Origin of the sequence: Massilia sp. Root418, from assembly GCF_001425265.1 — a bacterium.
In the GTDB taxonomy this organism is placed as follows: Bacteria; Pseudomonadota; Gammaproteobacteria; order Burkholderiales; family Burkholderiaceae_D; genus Rugamonas.
The window spans coordinates 483,699-501,952 of the sequence record NZ_LMEC01000020.1 but is presented as its reverse complement, the minus strand read 5'-3'; the positions used below and the strand labels follow the sequence as shown (position 1 = coordinate 501,952).

Annotated in this window: 16 protein-coding genes; 6 read left to right on the top strand and 10 right to left on the bottom strand. The window is 69.1% G+C overall.

Annotated elements, in window-relative coordinates; genetic code table 11:
• Positions 1 to 2: 2 nt before the first annotated feature.
• From ASC94_RS14655 to ASC94_RS14640, 4 genes are read left to right on the top strand one after another with little or no spacing between them, the layout of a single operon-like run.
• On the top strand, positions 3 to 1,361 hold the full coding sequence (locus ASC94_RS14655; RefSeq protein ID WP_082616528.1) for an MFS transporter: 1,359 nt from the start codon (positions 3 to 5) through the stop codon (positions 1,359 to 1,361).
• A complete protein-coding gene (locus ASC94_RS14650) occupies positions 1,358 to 1,933 on the top strand; it encodes a DUF3833 domain-containing protein (RefSeq protein WP_082616527.1) in 576 nt (191 codons plus the stop codon). The genes ASC94_RS14655 and ASC94_RS14650 overlap by 4 nt, the downstream gene beginning before the upstream one ends.
• On the top strand, positions 1,920 to 2,693 hold the full coding sequence (locus tag ASC94_RS14645) for an SDR family NAD(P)-dependent oxidoreductase (RefSeq protein ID WP_056396024.1): 774 nt from the start codon (positions 1,920 to 1,922) through the stop codon (positions 2,691 to 2,693). Before ASC94_RS14650 ends, ASC94_RS14645 begins: the two co-directional genes overlap by 14 nt.
• The gene (locus ASC94_RS14640) at positions 2,690 to 3,139 is read left to right on the top strand and encodes a nuclear transport factor 2 family protein (protein ID WP_056396022.1); all 450 of its coding nucleotides are present in this window, start codon (positions 2,690 to 2,692) and stop codon (positions 3,137 to 3,139) included. Before ASC94_RS14645 ends, ASC94_RS14640 begins: the two co-directional genes overlap by 4 nt.
• A gap of 53 nt (positions 3,140 to 3,192) precedes the next feature.
• Here the strand turns inward: ASC94_RS14640 and ASC94_RS14635 are convergent, their stop codons facing one another.
• The 8 genes from ASC94_RS14635 to ASC94_RS14600 all read right to left on the bottom strand — a co-directional run bounded on the left by ASC94_RS14635 (position 3,193) and on the right by ASC94_RS14600 (position 12,261).
• The gene (locus tag ASC94_RS14635; RefSeq protein ID WP_056396020.1) at positions 3,193 to 4,158 is read right to left on the bottom strand and encodes a MerR family transcriptional regulator; all 966 of its coding nucleotides are present in this window, start codon (positions 4,156 to 4,158) and stop codon (positions 3,193 to 3,195) included.
• Positions 4,159 to 4,259: 101 nt separating this feature from the next.
• Positions 4,260 to 4,616 (bottom strand): hypothetical protein, encoded by a 357-nt coding sequence (locus ASC94_RS14630; protein ID WP_056396018.1) that lies wholly within the window; start codon positions 4,614 to 4,616, stop codon positions 4,260 to 4,262.
• Positions 4,617 to 4,653: 37 nt separating this feature from the next.
• Positions 4,654 to 7,302: a cyanophycin synthetase gene (cphA, locus tag ASC94_RS14625; RefSeq protein ID WP_056396015.1), complete on the bottom strand. Its 2,649-nt coding sequence runs from the start codon at positions 7,300 to 7,302 to the stop codon at positions 4,654 to 4,656.
• A gap of 29 nt (positions 7,303 to 7,331) precedes the next feature.
• Complete coding sequence (locus ASC94_RS14620) at positions 7,332 to 8,174, bottom strand: cyanophycinase (RefSeq protein WP_056396012.1); 843 nt, start codon at positions 8,172 to 8,174, stop codon at positions 7,332 to 7,334.
• Positions 8,167 to 9,093, bottom strand: coding sequence for an isoaspartyl peptidase/L-asparaginase (locus tag ASC94_RS14615; RefSeq protein WP_056396010.1), 927 nt, complete (start codon positions 9,091 to 9,093; stop codon positions 8,167 to 8,169). Before ASC94_RS14615 ends, ASC94_RS14620 begins: the two co-directional genes overlap by 8 nt.
• 2 nt (positions 9,094 to 9,095) lie before the next feature.
• Positions 9,096 to 10,097, bottom strand: coding sequence for a class I SAM-dependent methyltransferase (locus ASC94_RS14610; RefSeq protein ID WP_157201454.1), 1,002 nt, complete (start codon positions 10,095 to 10,097; stop codon positions 9,096 to 9,098).
• On the bottom strand, positions 10,084 to 11,556 hold the full coding sequence (locus ASC94_RS14605) for an iron-containing redox enzyme family protein (protein WP_082616526.1): 1,473 nt from the start codon (positions 11,554 to 11,556) through the stop codon (positions 10,084 to 10,086). The genes ASC94_RS14610 and ASC94_RS14605 overlap by 14 nt, the downstream gene beginning before the upstream one ends.
• Before the next feature lie 186 nt (positions 11,557 to 11,742).
• Complete coding sequence (locus ASC94_RS14600) at positions 11,743 to 12,261, bottom strand: Lrp/AsnC family transcriptional regulator (RefSeq protein WP_056396005.1); 519 nt, start codon at positions 12,259 to 12,261, stop codon at positions 11,743 to 11,745.
• Between the two features lie 126 nt (positions 12,262 to 12,387).
• Between ASC94_RS14600 and hppD the strand changes: the two genes are divergently transcribed.
• Entirely contained in the window at positions 12,388 to 13,482 is a 1,095-nt protein-coding gene (gene hppD, locus ASC94_RS14595) for a 4-hydroxyphenylpyruvate dioxygenase (protein WP_056396002.1), read from the top strand.
• A 251-nt stretch (positions 13,483 to 13,733) separates the two neighbouring features.
• On the top strand, positions 13,734 to 16,490 hold the full coding sequence (locus tag ASC94_RS14590; RefSeq protein ID WP_056395991.1) for a TonB-dependent receptor: 2,757 nt from the start codon (positions 13,734 to 13,736) through the stop codon (positions 16,488 to 16,490).
• On the opposite strand, the gene ASC94_RS14585 is transcribed toward ASC94_RS14590, so the two are convergent.
• Together ASC94_RS14585 and ASC94_RS14580 are read right to left on the bottom strand one after the other, a co-directional pair.
• Positions 16,487 to 17,101 carry a pyridoxamine 5'-phosphate oxidase family protein gene (locus tag ASC94_RS14585; RefSeq protein WP_056395988.1) on the bottom strand — a complete coding sequence of 205 codons (615 nt, stop codon included), beginning with the start codon at positions 17,099 to 17,101 and terminating at the stop codon, positions 16,487 to 16,489. The genes ASC94_RS14590 and ASC94_RS14585 overlap by 4 nt on opposite strands.
• A 2-nt stretch (positions 17,102 to 17,103) precedes the next feature.
• Positions 17,104 to 18,168 (bottom strand): hypothetical protein, encoded by a 1,065-nt coding sequence (locus tag ASC94_RS14580; protein ID WP_056395986.1) that lies wholly within the window; start codon positions 18,166 to 18,168, stop codon positions 17,104 to 17,106.
• Positions 18,169 to 18,254: the final 86 nt, after the last annotated feature.

Here is an 18,254-nt window from a genome sequence, read left to right as displayed (position 1 = left end):
GAATGGCCGCGCAACGCCGGGGCGGGGCCGTGAGCGCGCTGGAGGCGTGTAGCCGAGCCGCCGGCCCCGTCGGGCCGGGCCTGACGCGCACGGCGCAGGCCAGCTACGCCCTGTTCGCGCTGCCGCTGGCGATGGTGGCGCTGCCGGTGTATCTGTTCGCGCCGCCGTTGTACGTGCGCGCCGGCGGGCTGGCGCTGGCGCAAGTGGGCGCGGTGCTGTTGGCCGTACGCGTGCTGGCCGCGTTGGCCGATCCCCTGCTGGGTTGGTGGATGGTGCGCAACGGCCGCAGTTATGCCTGGCACGCGGCGCTGTCGCTGCCTGCGCTGCTGGCGGGGTGCATCGCGCTGTTCCATCCGCCGCCCTGGCGCGGCGCCGCCTTGCTGGGCTGGTTCGCCGGCGCGCTGATGCTGGTCTACCTGGGGTATGGGCTGGCCACCATCGCACACCAGAGCTGGGGTGCCGCCATTGCTGCGCGGCCTGCAGACCGGGTGCGGCTGATGTCGGCGCGCGAAGGCTGCGGCCTGCTCGGCGCCGTGCTTGCCGCCGGCAGCAGCGGGCTGCTGGGATACGGCACGCTGGCGCTGGTGTTCAGCGCCTGCCTGCTGCCCGCCGCGTGGCTGCTGCTGCGCCGCGCACCACGGCCGGGGTGCATTATCGCGGCGCCCCTCACCTCCGGCGAGCTGGCAGCGCTGATGGCGCCGTGGCGCGAGCCGCGCTTCAGGGCGCTGTTCTGCATCTACGCGGTGAGCGCGCTGGCTGGCGCCGTGCCCGCCACGCTGTTTGTCTTCTTCGCAGCCGACCGCCTGCGCCTGCCGGACAGCTGGGCAGGCCCGCTGCTGGTGCTCTACCTGCTGGCGGCGGCGGGTTCGATGCCTCTATGGTCGGCGCTTGCCCGCCGCTGGGGCGGGATCGCCGCGTGGCAGGCAGGCATGCTGTTGTCTGCACTGATTTTCATCTGGGCGTACGCGCTTGGCCCCGGCGACGGCGCCGCGTTTGCGGCCATCTGCGTGCTGACCGGACTGGCGGGCGGCGCCGACCTGGCCCTGCCGCCTGCACTGCTGGCCGGCCTGACCGAAGCCAGGCCGCCGGCGGCGCCGTATTTCGCCTGGTGGAACTGGTGCACGCAACTGGCGCTGGCCCTCGCCGCCGGGGCGGCACTGCCGCTGCTGGCACTGCTGGGCTACCAGCCCGGCTTCGGCCCAGGCGGCGATGGCAACGGCCACGGCGCTGCGGCGCAAGGCGCCGATGCGCTTGCAGCGGCCTACGCGCTGCTCCCGTGTGCCCTGAAATTGCTGGCCTGGCTGCTGCTGACGCGCGCCGCCACGCGCAGCCTCAAACACCTGAACCGGAGCGAACCATGAAAATCAAGATGCTGCGCGCCTGCTTCGCGGGCGCCGCCATGAGCGGCTTGCTGGCGGGCCTGCTGTCCGGCTGCGCGGCGCCCGCCGAACCGCAACACTACGCCGCGCAAACCCCTGTGCTCGATGTGCAGCGCTATTTCAACGGCCGCGTGCTCGCCTATGGCATGTTCCAGGACCGCAGCGGCACCGTGCAGAAGCGCTTTACCGTCACCATGCAGTGCACCTGGCAGGGCGATACCGGCACCCTGGACGAGGAGTTCCTGTACGCCGACGGGACCCGCCAGCGCCGCGTCTGGACCCTGCGCAAAACCGCGCCGGGCCGCTACACCGGCACAGCGGCGGACGTGGTGGGCGAGGCGCAAGGCATCGTGGCCGGCAATGCGCTGCGCTGGAACTACGTGCTCGCGCTGCCGGTGGATGGAAAGGTCGTCAACGTCGATTTCGAGGACTGGATGTTCATGATCGACGAGCACGTCGTGCTCAACCGCGCCGCCATGAGCAAGTTCGGCATCAGCCTCGGCTCGGTCACGCTGTCGTTCGTCAAAGCCAGGGACGGCAATGGCGCTCAATAAGCCTGTCCGCAGCTGGGAAGGCCGCTGCGTCTGGATCATCGGCGCGTCGAGCGGCATTGGCGAGTCCACGGCGCGGCTGCTGCTGGAACGCGGCGCGGAGGTGGTGCTGTCCGCGCGCCGCGCGGCCACGCTGGAAGCGCTGTGCGAGGGACAGCCGCGCGCGCTGCCGGTGCCGCTCGATATCACCGATGCCGCCAGCCTGCACGAGGCGCGCAGCCGCATCCTGCACCACGGCTGGCGCCTGGACCTGGTGCTGGTGGTGGCCGGCGGCTACCATGCCATGCGCGCCGACGGCTTCAATCTGGAACAGGCTAACCGCCTGCTGGACCTGAACCTGCGCGGCATCTACAACTGCCTGGACACCGTGCTGCCTACGCTGCTCAGGCAGGGCAGCGGCGGCATCGGCATCGTGGCTTCCGTCGCGGGCTACGGCGGGCTGCCGAAAGCACTGGTGTACGGCCCGACAAAGGCCGCGCTCATCAACCTGACCGAAACCCTGTACCTGGACCTGGCCCGGCGCGGCATCGCCGTGTACCAGATCAACCCCGGCTTCGTGGCCACCGCGCTCACGGCCGGCAATGACTTTGCCATGCCGGCGCTGATGTCGCCCGAGGCGGCGGCACGGGCCCTGGTACGGGGGCTGGAGCGTGGCGACTTCCACATCCATTTCCCGCGCCGCTTCAGCAACTGCCTGCGTTTGCTGCGGCTGCTGCCTTACAGTGCCTACTTCTGGCTGGTGCGCAAGGTGACCGGCCTATGAGCACATACGAATGCCCGGAATGCCAGGAAGGCGTGGCATGCCTGGAGCGCGTGGTGCGCTTCTACGAAACGCTGGCGCCCGGGACGGTGCCGCAGCTGCGGGAAGTCTATACGCCGGACGCCTTCTTCAAGGACCCGTTCAATGAAGTGCGCGGGCACGCCGCCATCGCGCGTATTTTCGAGCACATGTTCGAGCAGGTGGCGCAGCCGCGCTTTGTGGTGAAGGAGCGCATGGCGCAGGGCGGGCAGGCTTTCCTGACCTGGGAGTTCCATTTCCGCATGGGGCGAGAACTGCACACCATACGGGGCGCTTCGCACCTGGCGTTCGGCGTGGACGGACGCGTGGCCGTGCACCGCGACTATTGGGACGCGGCCGAGGAACTGTACGAGAAAATACCGCTGCTGGGCGGCTTCATGCGGCTGCTCAAGCGCCGCGCACGAAGCTAGGCCGGACCGGCCGGCCCGGGGTTTGCCGGGGTTTAGGCCGGGTTAGCCCGGAGTTAGCCCAACGCGGGCGGCAGCGGCAGGCCGTCCGCGCGCGCCAGGCGTTCCAGCGCCGTCTCCAGCAGCACGCGCGCCTGTCCGGCCGAGTTGCTCAGCTCCTGGTGCAGCGCCGCGTCCTCCGCGTTGCGCGCCGCGCACTGCTGGCTGTAGCGCTCGAAACTGCCCAGCAGCATCAGGATGTCGGCCAGGTGGCGCGGACACTCGCAGTTGATGCTGTTCGGGGCCGTGGCCAGCACCGCCAGCGCGTGTTCGTCCAGCCGGCGCGGCGCGGCGGGCGGCGTGACCGGCAGCGCGGCCTGCATGGGGTGGCCGGCCAGCGCGGACCGGCACAGCACCGCCACCTCGGCCGGGTCGGACGGCACCCGCGCCACCAGGCAGCCCTGTTCGCGCAGGCGCCGTACGGTCGCGCTGTCGCAGAAGCGGTACATTACCACCAGCGCCGCGCCGGGTGCGGCCGCGCGCGCGGCGGCGATCAGCGGTACGGTGGCGGCGGACATTTCGGACGATTCGATCAGCAGCACGTCGAGCGGCACGCCGGGCAGGGCGGCCGGCGCCGCGTCCAGCGTGGCGCAGCTGTGGACGATGTCCAGCGGCGGATCGGTGCGCACGGCTGCCAGGCGGCGCGCCATGGCGGCACCCACCACGGCCACGCGCAGGGGGACAGCGGCGGCGCCGTCGCGCACCAGTTCAGCCGCCGGCGGCAGCGTGCCGGACAGGGCGGCCAGTTCCTCGAAGGGCAGGGCGGCGACGGTGCCGATGGGATGGCCCAGGTCCACCACCCGCTTCAGCAATCCGAGGCGGCGCACCTGCTCGGCCGAGTACAGGCGCTGCCCGTGCGGCGAACGGTCCGCCCCGGACACGTTGTAGCGGCGCTCCCACACGCGCAGCGTCTCCACCGGCAGTCCGGCCAGCCTGGCCGCCACGCCGCTGCGGTATGCGCCCTTCGGTACGGCCTCTGCCATCTTCTCTGCCACGGTCTGCCTCTACTATGAATATCGTTCCCGATTCTAGCAGGGCAGCGCGCTGCAGAGGAAGGCCGTCAAGCCATGGGGGACGGCCGGGCTCAGCCGCCCTTGGGCGTATCGCGGCCCGGACGGTCGTCGGCCAGCTGGCCGGCGCCGCTGTCGGCCGGCATGCCGGAGCCGCGCGTGCCGCGCTCGCCCGCGCTGCCGCCTTCCGGCGCAGCGGTGCGGGCCGACTGCTCGGACTCGGCGGACTGGCCGTGGCGCTGCGAGGTGAAGTCGCACGCGCCCCGGTCCACCGTCGCGCGCCCGGCTTCGGTCGACGGCATGCCGCCGCGTTGCGGCGTGATCACGTTGTTGGCCGGGTGGCCGTTGGCCACGTTGCCGGGTTCGGCCTGTTGCGAATTGCGCGGATCGGCGTCGCTGCGATCCTTGCCGGTGTTTTTACTGTGTACCATGATGGTCTCCCGAAGCATGAATGGATGGGACGGCGTGCTAGGAAGCGATGTCCGCCGCGATGCGGCTGGCCGTTTCCGGGTCGCTGTTGCGCAGCGCGTCCACCAGCACGGTGAGCGACGAGCCGCAGGCGAACGCCAGCACGTCGCCCGCCTGGCACAGCGACAGGCCTTGCCGCAGCGCGTCGGCCGCCGCCAGGTGGCAATGCACGCGGCGGCCCTTGGCCATGCCGGACAGCGCACCGGCCGACAGCAGCCCTGCCGTTTCGCCGCGCGGGCGGCCCCGGCTCTCCGCTTCATACACTACCACTTCGTCGAAATGGGTGCCGCAGGCCTGGCCCACGGCCAGCAGGTCCTCGTCGCGGCGGTCGCCAGGCGCGGTGATGACGGATACGATACGCCCGCCCGACAGGCCGCGCGCCATGCGCGCCAGCGCCGTGTAGGCGGCCGGGTTGTGGGCGTAGTCGACCACCACCTGTACGCCGCGCACATTGAAGAGGTTCGAGCGCAGCGGGTTGTTCCTGCCGTTGGACACGAAGGTGGCCAGGCCGGCCACGATCTGCGCGTCGCTAAAGCCGGCCGCCATCAGCGCCGCCGCCGTGGCCAGCGCGTTGGCGATGTTGTAGCGTGCGTGGCCGCCCAGCGCGGACGGCATCTCGGCCGCCCACAGCAGGTGATGGCGGCGGGTGCCGTCGGCCAGCACCAGGGCGCCGTCCTGCAGGTAGGCGGCGCGGCCGCCCTGGTCCAGGTGCCGCAGCAGCAGGGCGTTGTCGGCATCCAGCGCGAACCAGACCACTTCGGCGCCGCTGCGGCGCTGCTCGGCCATGGCCACGCACAGCGGGTCTTCTGCGTTCAGCACCACCGCGCGCGACGCGGTGCGCGCCACCACGGCCTTCACTTCGGCCAGCGCCTGCAGCGTGTCCACGCCGTCCATGCCGAGGTGGTCGGCCGTCACGTTGAGCACCACGGCCACGTCGCAGCGGTCGAACGCCAGGCCCCGCTTGAGGATGCCGCCGCGCGCCGTTTCCAGCACGGCGATGTCCACTTCGGGCGCGGCCAGCACGCTGCGCGCGGACCAGTAGCCGCTGCAGTCGCCCTTGACAATGCGCTTGCCGTCGATGAACACGCCCTCCGTGGTGGTGGTGCCCGGGCACAGGCCGGCCAGGCGCACTGCGTGGTCCAGCATCAGGGTGGTGGTGGTCTTGCCGTTGGTGCCGGTGACGGCGATGACCGGGATGCGGCCGTCGCTCTCGCCGAACATGGCCTCCACGATGGCGCCGGCCGCGTCGCGCGGCGTGCCGGCGCTGGGGTAGTGGTGCATGCGGATGCCGGGCGCGGCATTCACTTCGATCACGGCGCCGCCCTGTTCGCGCAGCGGCTGGGCGATGTCGGCGCACACCAGGTCGATGCCGGCCACGTCCAGCCCCACCTTGCGCGCGGCGCGCACGCACAGGTCGCGCGTTTCCTCGGGCAGCAGGGCGGTCACGTCCTCGGCGGTGCCGCCGCTGGACAGGTTGGCGTTGCCGCGCAGGAGCACCTGGACGCCGTCCGGCGGCACCGAATCCCAGTCGTAGCCCTGGCGCCGCAAGGCCGTCTCGGCCGCGCTGTCAAGCGGGATGGTGCTCAGGATATTGCTGTGGCCTTCGCCGCGCGCCGGGTTGCGGTTCTCCTGCTCGGCCAGCGCGCGCACGGTGCTCGCGCCGTCGCCGGTCACGCAGGGCGGGCGCCGCCGCGCGGCGGCGGCCACGTGGGCGCCGGCCACCAGCACGCGGTAGTCATGGCCCTCCACGTGGCGTTCGACGATGACCCGGCGCCCGTACTGGTGCGCCAGCTCGAAGGCCTGCGTCACTTCTTCCGGGGTGGCGCAGGCAGTGCTCACGCCGCGCCCGTGGTTGCCGTCCAGCGGCTTGACGGTGACCAGGCCCAGGCGCGCCGCAGCGCGCTGCGCCTCCTCGGCGCTGCGCACCACGGCACCCTGCGGCACCGGCACGCCGGCTTCCTTCAGCAGTGCCTTGGTGAGCTGCTTGTCGCTGGCCACGCCCACCGCCACGTGGCTGGTGGCGCCGGTGATGGTGGCATGCAGCCGCTTCTGCTTCGCGCCCCAGCCCAGCTGGAACAGGTTGGCTTCGTCGGACAGTCGCCAGAAGGGGATGCCGCGCTTGACGGCCGCGTCCAGCACGGCGCCGGTGCTGGTGCCGATGGCGTAGCGCGCGGCGGTGGCGCGCAGCGCTTCCAGCGCGCCGTCCAGCGCGTATGGCTGGCCGCCGGCCAGGGCGCGCACCATGGCCATGGCCTCGTCGACGGCGTGGCAGGCCAGCTGCTCGATTTCGTAGGCGCAGACCACGCGGTAGCGCGGGCCTGCGCCGGCGGGGCTTGCGGCCTGCTCGGCCGGGCGCGTCCGGCCGAAACCCACGCTGGGGCCGGCCAGGCATTGCAGCACGATGGCGGCGTGCTCCACCACGTGCGCCAGGTTGGTGCCGGCGCGCAGGCATTGCACGAAGCCGCTGTACTGTCCCAGCGAGCAGCGGTGCTCGTGCAGGTCCGGCAGCAGTTCCAGCAGGCGCTCGCTGAAGCCCGGCAGCTGGTCGGTGGCCATGTCCAGCTGTTCCAGGTCGATCAGGGACAGCACGGAAGGGCGGTTGGAATACAGGTTGGGGCCGCGCAGGATACGTTGTTCGATGATTTTCATGATTTAGTAAGGTAATGCTTCCAGAATTTTCAAAGCCGGCCGCTGCCGCCGCCGGCCAGGACGCGCATCAGGGGCTGCAGCGGCGCAGGTGCGCCGTCCACGTCATGGCGGCTGCCAGCCGGCAGCAGATGCAGCACCACGCCCAGCATTTCGGGCGTGCTGCGATGGCCGATATCGGCGATGTTGCAGCTCATCGCATGGCCGTCGAGCACCGTGACCGCGCCTTCGCCCAGCACTTCCACGCTCTCGCCGGGGCTGATCAGCAGGGCGGTGTCCTCGTCGATGCCGATGCCCAGCAACTGCGGGTTCTGAGCCACCACCGACAGCAGGCGCGCCAGGCGCCGGCGTTCGGAGAAGTGCTGGTCGATCACCACGCCCTGCAGCAGGGCGAAGCCGGCACCGAGGCTGATGGCGCCCTTTTCGGGCCGCAGCTCGGCCTGGCCTTCCGCCAGCATCAGCGCCGACATGGCCGAGGCGCCGGCGCTGGTGCCGGCCAGGCACGCGCCGCGCGCGGCGCGCGCCTGGTGGATGGCGCGCTCCAGCGCGGTGCCGCCCAGGCTGCCCAGCAGCCGTTTCTGGTCGCCGCCCGTGAGGAAGATGCCGTCCGCCGCTGCCACTGTCTCGGCCAGCGCGCCGTCTTCGGCGGCGGCCCGGTCGGGCGTATGGATGTGGCGGCAGTTCGCTGCGCCCAGCGCGGCAAAGGTCTGCCGGTAGCCGTCCCACACGCGCTCCGGCACGCTGCTGGCCGCCGTCAGCACCGCGATGGAGGCTTCGGGGCCGCCGGCCAGTTCCACGAAGCGGCGCAGCACTTCCATATTGTCGCGGCGGTCTTCATGGCCGCCGATGACGAGCAGGGGCGCGGGGCTAGCCATGCTGCACCTGTGCCCAGGGCATGCCGCGGTTGCTGTGCGCGCCCGCGCTGTCGCGGCTGACGGCGATCAGGCCGATCTCCACGTCCGGCGCGAACAGCGATACGCCGCGTTCCAGCGCGCGCTGCAGCGGCATGCCGTCCGCTATCCAGCCGTAGACCTGGTGGGCCAGCAGGTGGCGCACGATATGCTCGCCCACGCCGGTGGCAGCTACCGCGCCGTGCGGCCCTGCATAGAAACCGCTGCCGATGATGGGCGTGTCGCCCACCCGGCCTTGCAGCGAGGGCGAGGTGCCGCCGGTGGAGCAGGCCACCGCGAACACGCCGTCCGCGTCGCGCGCCACCGCGCCCACGGTGTCGCTGCGGCCCGCGCTCTCAGGGCTCATCCCGGGTGCGCCGCGCTGCGCCGCCAGCTGCGCCTCGCGCTCCCAGAAGCGGGCGTAGGCTTCGCCGTCCGCGCCCGGCCCGGACGGCATGCCGCTGTGCAGCCGTGACAGCATGGCCCGGTGTTCCTGGCGCACGCGCTGGCTCACCTGGCCGGACGGCGCCAGGCCCGCCCGCCGCGCCAGCAGCGCGGCACCGTCGCCGGCCAGCAGCCAGTGCGGGGTTTGCGCCACTTCCTGCGCCGCGAGCACCGGGTTGCGGATGCCGCGCAGGCAGGCCACGGCGCCCAGCGTGCCTTGCGAGTCCATCACCGACGCATCCATTTCCACCGTCACGCCGTCCAGGCACAGGGCCGCGCCGCTGCCGGCGTTGTAGCGGCCATCGTCCTCCAGGGATACCACGGCCGCGACCGCGGCCGCGAGGGCTGACACGCCCAGCAGGCCGCGTCCGCGCTCGGCCGCGCTGGCGCAGCCGTCTTCCAGTTCCTTGGCGGCGCCGGCGCCGCCATGCACCACCAGGGCGGGTTTTGCTGTCTCCATGCTTAATCCTTTTTGCATACCGTCAGCCAGACGGCGGCGATGCGCTCGGCCCCGGCGTAGACCGGGAGCGACAGCTCCTCGCCGAACACGTCCGGGTCGATTTCCTCGTAGCGCCAGGTGCAGTCGGCCGCGTTGAGCAGGGGGGCGGCGCGGCGCAGCAGCACGTCCTCGCCGCCGGTGATGGCCACACCGGTATAGAGCATCAGTACGCCGCCCGGATTGAGGCGCTGCAGGGCGGCGGCGACGATGCGCACCGCCAATCCTTCGCCCAGCTCGCCGCCGCCGTGGCGGTAGCTGCGCTGCGCGGCATCGAGCAGATAGGGCGGATTGGCGGTGATCAGGTCGAAACCGCCTTCCACGTCGCCCAGCAGGTCGCTGATAACGACGCGTACATTGGGCGCCCCCGCCAGCTCGGCGTTGACCTGGGTGAGTTCGAGCGCGTCGCGGTTGATGTCGATGGCCAGCACCTCAGCCTGCGGATAGCGTCCGGCCAGCACGATGGCGGCCGGGCCGGCGCCGCAGCACAGGTCCGCGATGCGGGCCGGCGGCTTTTCGCCTGCGCGGTCGCGCGCCGCGGTCTCGCAGCGCAGCGCGCGGACGAAGCGGTAGGTGTCCGGCCCGAAGAAGACCGAACCGGCTTCGCTGGTCGGGTAGGCGCTGTGGAAGTACAGCTGGCCGTCCAGCGTGGAGCAGCGCAGCGCGCTGCGCATGCGGCCCGTATTGCCTTCGCCGTCCGGGGTCGGCACCGCGATGCCGCTGCGTTCGATCAGCCTGGCCACGTGGCCCGGCAGCGTTGCGCCGTGCGGCTGGGTGGCGTAGGGCCGGCTCCAGCCGAACACGCCGCGCAGGCAGGCCGCCGCGGCGCCGGGGTCGCGCGCGATCACGCGCGCGTGCGTGGCCGGGGTGACGGTGGTGAAGCGGTAGCCGGCCGCGCGCAGCGCCTGGCCCAGCTGCACCAGGGCGGCGGCGTCCAGGCGCAGGCCGCCGCCGTCACGCGCCGGCATGCAGCCGCCTGAAAATGCGGGTGGCCATCAGCCCGGCGGGGCTGTGGTGCTGGGCCGGCGACATCAGCGGAATCAGGGTTTCCAGCGCCTGGTTGCGGCTGGACGAGGCCAGCTGCGCTTCCAGCTGGCGCAGTTCACAGCCTTGCCAGGACTGGCTGTCGCCCTCGTAGCGGTGCCGTATCAGCGCACGCGGCTGCTGGCTGGCGATGCGCCCTGCCGCGCCGTCGTCCTCCACGCTGCGGCGCTGGGCGCGGTAGCTGGCCACGCGCTGCTGCAGCACCGTGCCGTCCGGCGCGGTGCAGATCCAGTCGTGCAGCAGCTGCTGTTCGTAGGCCGTGAAGACGCCGAACATCTCCGCGCGCTCGCCGTGCACCAGGCGCCAGAAGCGGCTGTGCTCGGGCGCCTGGCCGCGCCGTATCCAGCCTTGCTGCTCCAGCTGGCGCAGGAAGGCGGGCACCTGTCCGGGATCGGCCAGCCATTCGTTGACGGTGCGCCCGCCTACGCGGCAGTAGTCCGAATGCATATTGGCGCCCACGCCGGCCTTGGCGGACAGCATGTCGGCCACTTCCTCGTCCAGGTCGAAGCTGTCGATGACGGACAAGGTGCCCGCGCCCAGTTCGTTGAGCCGCATGCCGGCACGCAGGCGGCGCAGGAAGTCCGCCTTGTCGGTGCTGCGCGCCAGCGCGCCCTGCATGGCTTGCAGGGCGGTGGCGGCGTGGCCGGTGGCGGCGTTGTCCACCGTGACATGCAGGGTGAAGTAATAGGGATCGATGCCCAGCTCATTGAGCTCGTAGGCGGTGATCAGCAGGTGCAGGGGCAGCTGCTCGTAGCCCAGGTTGAAGCCGATCAGCTCCGGCACGAAGTCGCCGCCGCAGTGGGCGAAGGCCAGCTGGATCGCGCCCTGGGTGAAGTGATCGGCGCTCAGCCGCTGCCAGCCGGCGATGCCGTGCGCGGCCAGCAGCTTCTTATATAGCAGCACGTGGTTTTTGTGCGGCACGCCGTTGCCCAGCTCCTCCAGGTAGATGGTGATGAGCGGATGCAGGTGCTCGTCGCGCCAGCGCTGCAGCATGGGGTAGAGCCAGGCGCCGTCCACCAGCTTGGTGGGTGCGGCGCCGCGCAGGAAGTGCATGGCGTGGGCCTGGCCGCTGAAGTAGCGGCGCGGCGCGCCCTGGCGGCGCGCGGCCAGGTAGTCGCGGTATTGCGTGCCGGCGCGGGCGGCGCCGGCGGCCACCCACATCGAGGCGTCGTCCGGATCGTCCGGGAAATCGCAGGGCATGCCGGCCGCGAGGTCCAGTTGCTCCTCGAGGAAATGCCGCGCGGCCCGCCGCCGCACCACGCTGTCGCCATCCTCGGCCAGCAGCGCGTAGAGCGCCTTGGCGTCCGCCGGCTGCTGCATGCAGATGCCTGCCGCCCCGGCAATCCCGGCGGCCCCGGTCCCGTGTTCTGTGCTGCTGTCCATATTCTTCCTTACCCTGTCTGAATTCTTGAGTAAGTGCAGTATGCGAGCCAGCGCAGTCCATCTTGAAGGGGAGCACGTCCCGTGCGCTTGTAAGACGGTGCCGACATGACCCGGGACAAGAGCCGGGCAGCGCCTGGTTAGCGCCAAGGTGGCGCCAAGGTGGCGCCAAGTTAGCGCCAGGGAGCCCTATTGCGCGAAATGCACCCGCATCTTGGACGGGCGGGGCTGCGCGATATGGTCCAGCGGCAGCTCGGTCACCTGCTTGACCTTTTTCAGCGAGATGTTCGACTTCACGTTGGTCACGCCGGGAATGCGCAGCAGCTCCTTCATCATGAATTCCGAGAACGAGGCCAGGTCGTGCGACACCACGCGCATCACGTAGTCCGCCTCGCCCGTCACGGAGAAGCATTCCAGCACTTCCGGCAGGTCGCTGATGGCTTGCTCGAAGGTGTCGCCCCAGGCGGTGCCGTGGCGGTCCAGCGTCACGTGGACGAAGGCCATCACGCCCAGGCCCACCACCAGCGGGTCCAGCATGGCCGCGTAATGGTCGATCACGCGCGCCTCCTCCAGGCGCTGGATGCGGCGGCTGACCTGCGAAGTGGACAGGTGAACCTTCTCGCCCAGGGCGCTATTGGTGGCGCGGCCGTCGCGCTGCAATTCGGCCAGCAGGGCCAGGTCGTGCCGGTCTACGCTGATGGTGCTCATGAATATTGTCCTTATGTTGCCTGTGTGATGCACGTTTTGTGCATATCTAACCGGATTTGGCGCACATTATGAACGAAATATTCGGCGGGAGCCGATAAAATTTCCTTATTACTAGAGGAGATCGGCATGACTTTGGAATTGTGGGACAACCCGATGGGCACGGATGGCTTCGAGTTCATCGAATACGCGGCGCCGGACCCGGTCGCCATGGGCAAGACCTTTGAAGCCATGGGCTTCACCGCCATCGCCCGGCACCGCTGCAAGAATGTCACCCTGTACCGCCAGGGCGAGATCAACTTCATCATCAACGCCGAGCCGGATTCCTTCGCGCAGCGCTTCGCGCGCCAGCACGGTCCGTCCGTGTGCGCCATCGCCTTCCGCGTGCAGGACGCGGGCAAGGCCTACCGCCGCGCGCTGGACCTGGGCGCCTGGGGCTTCGGCGGCCAGCCCGGCCCGATGGAGCTGAACATCCCCGCCATCAAGGGCATCGGCGACTCGCTGATCTATCTGGTGGACCGCTGGAAGGGCAAGAACGGCGCCGCAGCGGGCGCCATCGGCGACATCAGCATCTACGATGCGGACTTCGAAGCCATCCCCGGCGCCAACCCTAACCCGGTTGGCCACGGCCTGACGTATATCGACCACCTGACCCACAATGTGCACCGCGGCCGCATGGCCGAATGGGTGAACTTCTACGAAACCCTGTTCAACTTCCGCGAGATCCGCTACTTCGACATCGAAGGCCAGGTCACCGGCGTGAAGTCGAAAGCCATGACCAGCCCGTGCGGCAAGCTGCGCATCCCGATCAACGAAGAGGGCACCGACCGTCCGGGCCAGATCACCGAGTACCTGAATATGTACAACGGCGAAGGCATCCAGCACATCGCCATGGGCAGCGGCGACCTGTTCGCCACGGTGGATGCGCTGCGCGCGGCCGGCATCAAGCTGCTGGACACCATCGACACCTATTATGAGCTGGTGGACCGCCGCATTCCCGGCCACGGCGAGTCGCTGGCCGAGCTGAAAAAGCGCAAGATCCTGGTCGACGGCGCGCCGGGCGACCTGCTGCTGCAGATCTTCTCGGAAAACCAGCTGGGCCCGGTGTTCTTCGAGTTCATCCAGCGCAAGGGCAACCAGGGCTTCGGCGAGGGCAACTTCAAGGCCCTGTTTGAATCCATCGAGCTGGACCAGATGCGCCGCGGCGTGCTGGAAGCCGTCTAGCAGTCCTCCCTCCCGCATCACCGCCCGGGCGCGCAGCGCCGCCCGCCCGGGCAATCCCCCCCCTGTTTGGTCTTCCTCCGCTGCGCCTGCCGCAGGCGGACTTATATGTTTTCGGAATACTGTTTCACAAAGAAACGATTGGTTTGCAATTGACGAGCTACGTAGGATGCAATGTAGCAGGCAAAACAATATACCGACGAGAGAAATGGAACGTCCACGTTCCAACATTCATATAACTATCGGAGACAAACATGCCTCGTAACAATATACGCAAGACCGTACTGGCGGCGCTCATCGCCGAAATGCTCACGTCCGTCTGCGCCTCGGCGCAAACCGCGGCCGAAGCCGTGGACGCCGGCCCCAAGGTCATCGTCAGCGGTATCCGCGCTTCGCTCAGCTCATCGCTGAACACCAAGCGCATGCAGGACGGCGTGGTGGACGCGGTGTCCGCCGAGGACGCCGGCAAGTTCCCGGACACGAACATCGCCGAGTCGCTGCAGCGCGTCACCGGCGTGCAGATCCAGCGCAACAACGGCGAAGGGCGCTACATCTCGGTGCGCGGCCTGGGGCCGGAGTTCAACAATGTGCTGGTCAACGGCCGCACCATGACCAGCGACACCGGCGGGCGCGAGTTTTCCTTCGACCTGCTGTCATCGGACCTGATCTCGAAAGCGCTGGTCTACAAGACCTCGCAGCCCTTCCTGCCGGAGGGCGGCATCGGCTCCACGGTGGACATCCAGACCGCGCGCCCGCTGTCGGGCAAGACCGGCCACAGCTCCGTGTTCAGCGTGTCCGACGCCTGGGATTCGAACTCCCGCAAGCACACGCCCAATGCCAGCGGCATGTACTCCTTCGCCAACCAGGAGCGCACCTTCGGCGTGACCGGCTCGCTGTCCTTCACGGACCGCAAGTCCAAGCAGAACAAGGCCGTCACGGACGCCTGGAACCTGCGCGACGTGAACATGATCAACGGCGACCTCAATTCCAAGGGATTGACGATGGCCGACGTGACCACCAAAAAGCTCTACATCCCGCAAAGCTACGGCTTCCAGCAGGAGGACGAAACCCGCAAGCGCCTGGTGGGCAACCTGACTATGCAGTACAACCCGTCGCCGGCCTGGAAGCTGACGGCCGACGCCCTGTACTCGCGCCTGGACCAGGAAAATTCCGTGATCGCCTTCAGTGACTGGAACAACCCGCAGCAGCTGGGCGTGAAGTACGATTCCAACAACCAGATCACCAGCTTCCTGCGCCCCGGCGCCAACTTCTACGCCAACAATCCCGCCATCGCCGGCAGCGGCAAGCTGCTGGGCGAGGCCAATTCGAACGACATGATCGTCAAGGGCGGCGACCGCCTGTCCACCACGCGCGCCTTCGGCCTGAACTCCAAGTGGGCGCTGGCGCCGGAATGGAAGCTGGAAGGCGATGTGTCGACCTCGCGCACCACCTCCAAGTCGCCGGACATGTGGATCGTGGCGGGCATGGTGCCGAAGAACGGCGACGTGCTGACCTTCAACGGCACCCCCAGCATCACTTTCGGCGACGGCATTGCCGACCCCACCGCCGTGCGCGCCCACGCGGTATCGTATGGCGACGTGCGCAACAGCGACAAGCTGCACGAAGGCCGCCTGAACCTGGGCTGGAGCCACGAGCTGGGCTACTTCAAGGGCATCGATTCCGGCCTGGCCTACTCGCAGCGCAACGTGGGCCGCAACAAGTGGAGCAGCGATTCCTGGAACGCCTTCAGCGGCTACCACGTGGCGCTGCCGTCCGCGCTGTTCACGGTCACGCCCATGGACAACTTCATGGGGGCGGACGTGCAGATGCCGAGCGCCTACCTGCGCTTCGATCCCTACGCCTACATGAACTACCTGAACCAGCCCGCGCTGCTGGCGCAGTCGAACGACCCGGCACTGTACTCGGACAAGAGCAAGTATCCGAACGGTCCCATGGCGATCGACTACACCAAGCCGGACATGTGGGGCGTGAAGGAAAAAGTGGCCAGCTTCTTCCTGGACTCGAAATGGGAAGGCGAGGGCTGGTCCGCCAACGCCGGCATGCGCGTGGTGCACGTGAATTCGGCCTCCACCGGCATCAGCCGTACCTTGCTGTCGGCCACCAAGAGCCCGAACGACACGACCTATATCCTGAACTACGGCCCGGCCGCCACCACCACGGTGAGCAACAGCTACAACAGCTACCTGCCGTCGGCCAACCTGAAGTTCGACCTGACCAGCGACATGATGCTGCGCCTGGGTGCCTCCAAGACCGAGACCCGCCCGACCCTGAACCAGATGGGCGTGGACAACTGGTACGGCGGCCGTTACGGCGACGTGCAGACCGGCGGCGGCAACCCTTACCTGAAGCCGATGGAGTCGAAAAACCTCGACCTGTCCTACGAGTGGTATCTGTCGAAGACCAACTACGTCAGCGCGGCGGTATTCCAGAAGAAGGTCTCCAACTTCCTGGAAACCAAGCTGGTGGACATGAAGATCCCGCAGTACACCGAGGTGGTGCACGACAGCCGCATCCGCAACGGGCAGTCGGGCAAGATCAAGGGCCTGGAGCTGGCCGGCCAGTATGCCTTCGACACCTCGCTCGCGTGGCTGCAGGGCTTCGGCGTGGCGGCCAACTACACCTACGTGGACGCGAAGGCCACCCGCGAAGGCGGCGACTCCAGCTGCGGCTATCCCGGCCTGTCGCCGCAGTCGTACAACGGCTCCATCTTCTACGAGAACAGCAAGTTCTCGGCGCGGGTCAGCTACAACTGGCGCAACCACTTCTCGGTGGACTGCGGCGGCGGCAGCACCATGCCGCGCAACCGCGCGGCCTACGGCCAGACGGATGCCAGCCTGCGCTACAACATCACGCCGACGCTGGCGGTGTACGCGGACGCCATCAACCTGGGCAACTCGCGCATGCACGAGTACGCGCTGAACGAGTCCCAGTTCCTGACGCTGGAAGACGTCGGCCGCCGCGTCAGCGTCGGCCTGCGCATGGGCTTCTAGTACAGGGTGCTGCGCTGGCGGGCGGGGAGGGCCTGGTCGTAGGCTTCCCCGTCTATTTCACCCCTGGTGAGGGCGGCCAGGATGGCGCCCGCCGACGGCAGCGCGCCCGCCGCATGGACGGCCGCCGCCGGGTCCCACAGCTTCGAGCGCAGCACGGCGCGCGCGCACTGGAAGTAGGCCGTCTCCACCTTGATCTCGACTACGCACTTGGGCGCCTGCCCGGCCACCGCGAAACGCTGCAGCAGCGCGGGCGCGGCCAGGATGCGCGCCTTGCCGTTCACGCGCAGCGTTTCGCCCACGCCCGGTATCAGGAACAGCAGCGCCACGCGCGGGTCGGCGATGATATTGCGCAGGCTGTCGGCGCGGTTGTTGCCGCGCCGTTCGGGCAGCAGCAGCGTGTGCTCGTCCTCCACCGCCACAAAGCCGGGCGCATCGCCGCGCGGCGAAGCGTCCAGGCCATCCGGGCCGCTGGTGGCCAGCATGGCGAAAGGCGAGGCCGCGATCAGCGCGCGGTAGTGCGGGGAGATGAAGGCCACTTCCTTCAGGCGCGAGGGCGCGGCCACTTCGCCGAACAGCGCCTCAAGCTGCGCCAGGGTGGTGATGGCGTCCATCGTCAGTTCCTTCCGCTCGCTTCAATCCGGATTTCGGTGCCGCAGCGCGAGGTCTGCGGACCCTGGCCGGGCGCGGCGCCCAGCAGTCCCGCCATGCCCTTGTCCACGCTGAAGTCCACCGGCAGCTGCACCCGGATCTCCTGCAGGTAGCTCTGGCCGGCGCACACCAGCATCACGCGGCTGGCGGCGGCTTCGCCGTACTGGCTGCGCAGCGTGGCGAAGAATTTGTCCGCGTTGATGGCGCCGCCGATGTTCTTCAGGATCTGGTCGCCGATGGCGGAGGCGTTCACCAGCTGCACCGCGGCCACGGCCTTGGTGAAGTAGGCGTCCGGGTCCAGTGCCTGGCAGGTGCCGTGCTTGTTCCATTCATATTTGCCGAAGCTGTTCTCGTAATAGAAGTTCGGCATCCATGGCGCGATGTGCGCCACGGTTTCCTTCTTCAGCGCGAAAGGCTTGCCGTCGCAATTGCCGTAGCTGGTGCCGCAGGCCTTCTTGTTCGGCCACAGGCCGTGCAGGGTGAGGTTGGACACCACCAGGCTGCCCTTGTCCATGGCCGCGCATTCGGGCTTGCCGGCGGTGCGCGGCGTGTGTTCGCAGAAGCCAGGCTGCCAGCTCAGGGCCAGCAGGTAGCTGTCCTGCTGGTTGGCGGTGGAGCACATCTCGCGCTTGTTGCCTTGGTTGCCCTGGCCCTGGCTGCCGGGGCTGTCCTGCGGGCCGTCCTGGCCGCGCTGGGGCGGAGCCGCAGGGCTTGCCGGGGAGGGCGCGGCGGCGGCGTCGCCGTCCAGCGCGGCCGTGCCGCAGTCGCGCGCCACCCAGCGCAGCTCGGGCGACGCGCCCGGCACTTCCACCCGCAGGCGCTCGTAGTTGCCCGGCCGGTTCACCTCGCGCACCGTGTAGCTGCTGCCCGGCTTGAGCTGCACCGCGCCCGGATTGGTGCCCTTGGCGAAGGACGCATAGGCCTCGCAGGCCTTGCTGGCCGTGAAGCGGCCGTTGACGGTTTCACTGGCCAGCGCGAAGGCCGGCAGCAGGGTAATCAGGCATGCGCCCAGGACTGTGTTTTTTTGCATCGTGCTCTCCAGCGTTCATTGTCGCGTGACATGATAAAGCCAGATCGTGGCAGCGATGCAAATATTTATTTGATAAGGATTTCCGG

Excerpts from the sequence above, each read along its gene's own strand:
- ASC94_RS14655 (WP_082616528.1), top strand. The coding sequence starts at position 3 with ATGGCCGCGCAACGCCGGGGCGGGGCCGTGAGCGCGCTGGAGGCGTGT.
- ASC94_RS14650 (WP_082616527.1), top strand. The coding sequence starts at position 1,358 with ATGAAAATCAAGATGCTGCGCGCCTGCTTCGCGGGCGCCGCCATGAGC.
- ASC94_RS14645 (WP_056396024.1), top strand. The coding sequence starts at position 1,920 with ATGGCGCTCAATAAGCCTGTCCGCAGCTGGGAAGGCCGCTGCGTCTGG.
- ASC94_RS14640 (WP_056396022.1), top strand. The coding sequence starts at position 2,690 with ATGAGCACATACGAATGCCCGGAATGCCAGGAAGGCGTGGCATGCCTG.
- ASC94_RS14635 (WP_056396020.1), bottom strand. The coding sequence starts at position 4,158 with ATGGCAGAGGCCGTACCGAAGGGCGCATACCGCAGCGGCGTGGCGGCC.
- ASC94_RS14630 (WP_056396018.1), bottom strand. The coding sequence starts at position 4,616 with ATGGTACACAGTAAAAACACCGGCAAGGATCGCAGCGACGCCGATCCG.
- cphA (WP_056396015.1), bottom strand. The coding sequence starts at position 7,302 with ATGAAAATCATCGAACAACGTATCCTGCGCGGCCCCAACCTGTATTCC.
- ASC94_RS14620 (WP_056396012.1), bottom strand. The coding sequence starts at position 8,174 with ATGGCTAGCCCCGCGCCCCTGCTCGTCATCGGCGGCCATGAAGACCGC.
- ASC94_RS14615 (WP_056396010.1), bottom strand. The coding sequence starts at position 9,093 with ATGGAGACAGCAAAACCCGCCCTGGTGGTGCATGGCGGCGCCGGCGCC.
- ASC94_RS14610 (WP_157201454.1), bottom strand. The coding sequence starts at position 10,097 with ATGCCGGCGCGTGACGGCGGCGGCCTGCGCCTGGACGCCGCCGCCCTG.
- ASC94_RS14605 (WP_082616526.1), bottom strand. The coding sequence starts at position 11,556 with ATGGACAGCAGCACAGAACACGGGACCGGGGCCGCCGGGATTGCCGGG.
- ASC94_RS14600 (WP_056396005.1), bottom strand. The coding sequence starts at position 12,261 with ATGAGCACCATCAGCGTAGACCGGCACGACCTGGCCCTGCTGGCCGAA.
- hppD (WP_056396002.1), top strand. The coding sequence starts at position 12,388 with ATGACTTTGGAATTGTGGGACAACCCGATGGGCACGGATGGCTTCGAG.
- ASC94_RS14590 (WP_056395991.1), top strand. The coding sequence starts at position 13,734 with ATGCCTCGTAACAATATACGCAAGACCGTACTGGCGGCGCTCATCGCC.
- ASC94_RS14585 (WP_056395988.1), bottom strand. The coding sequence starts at position 17,101 with ATGGACGCCATCACCACCCTGGCGCAGCTTGAGGCGCTGTTCGGCGAA.
- ASC94_RS14580 (WP_056395986.1), bottom strand. The coding sequence starts at position 18,168 with ATGCAAAAAAACACAGTCCTGGGCGCATGCCTGATTACCCTGCTGCCG.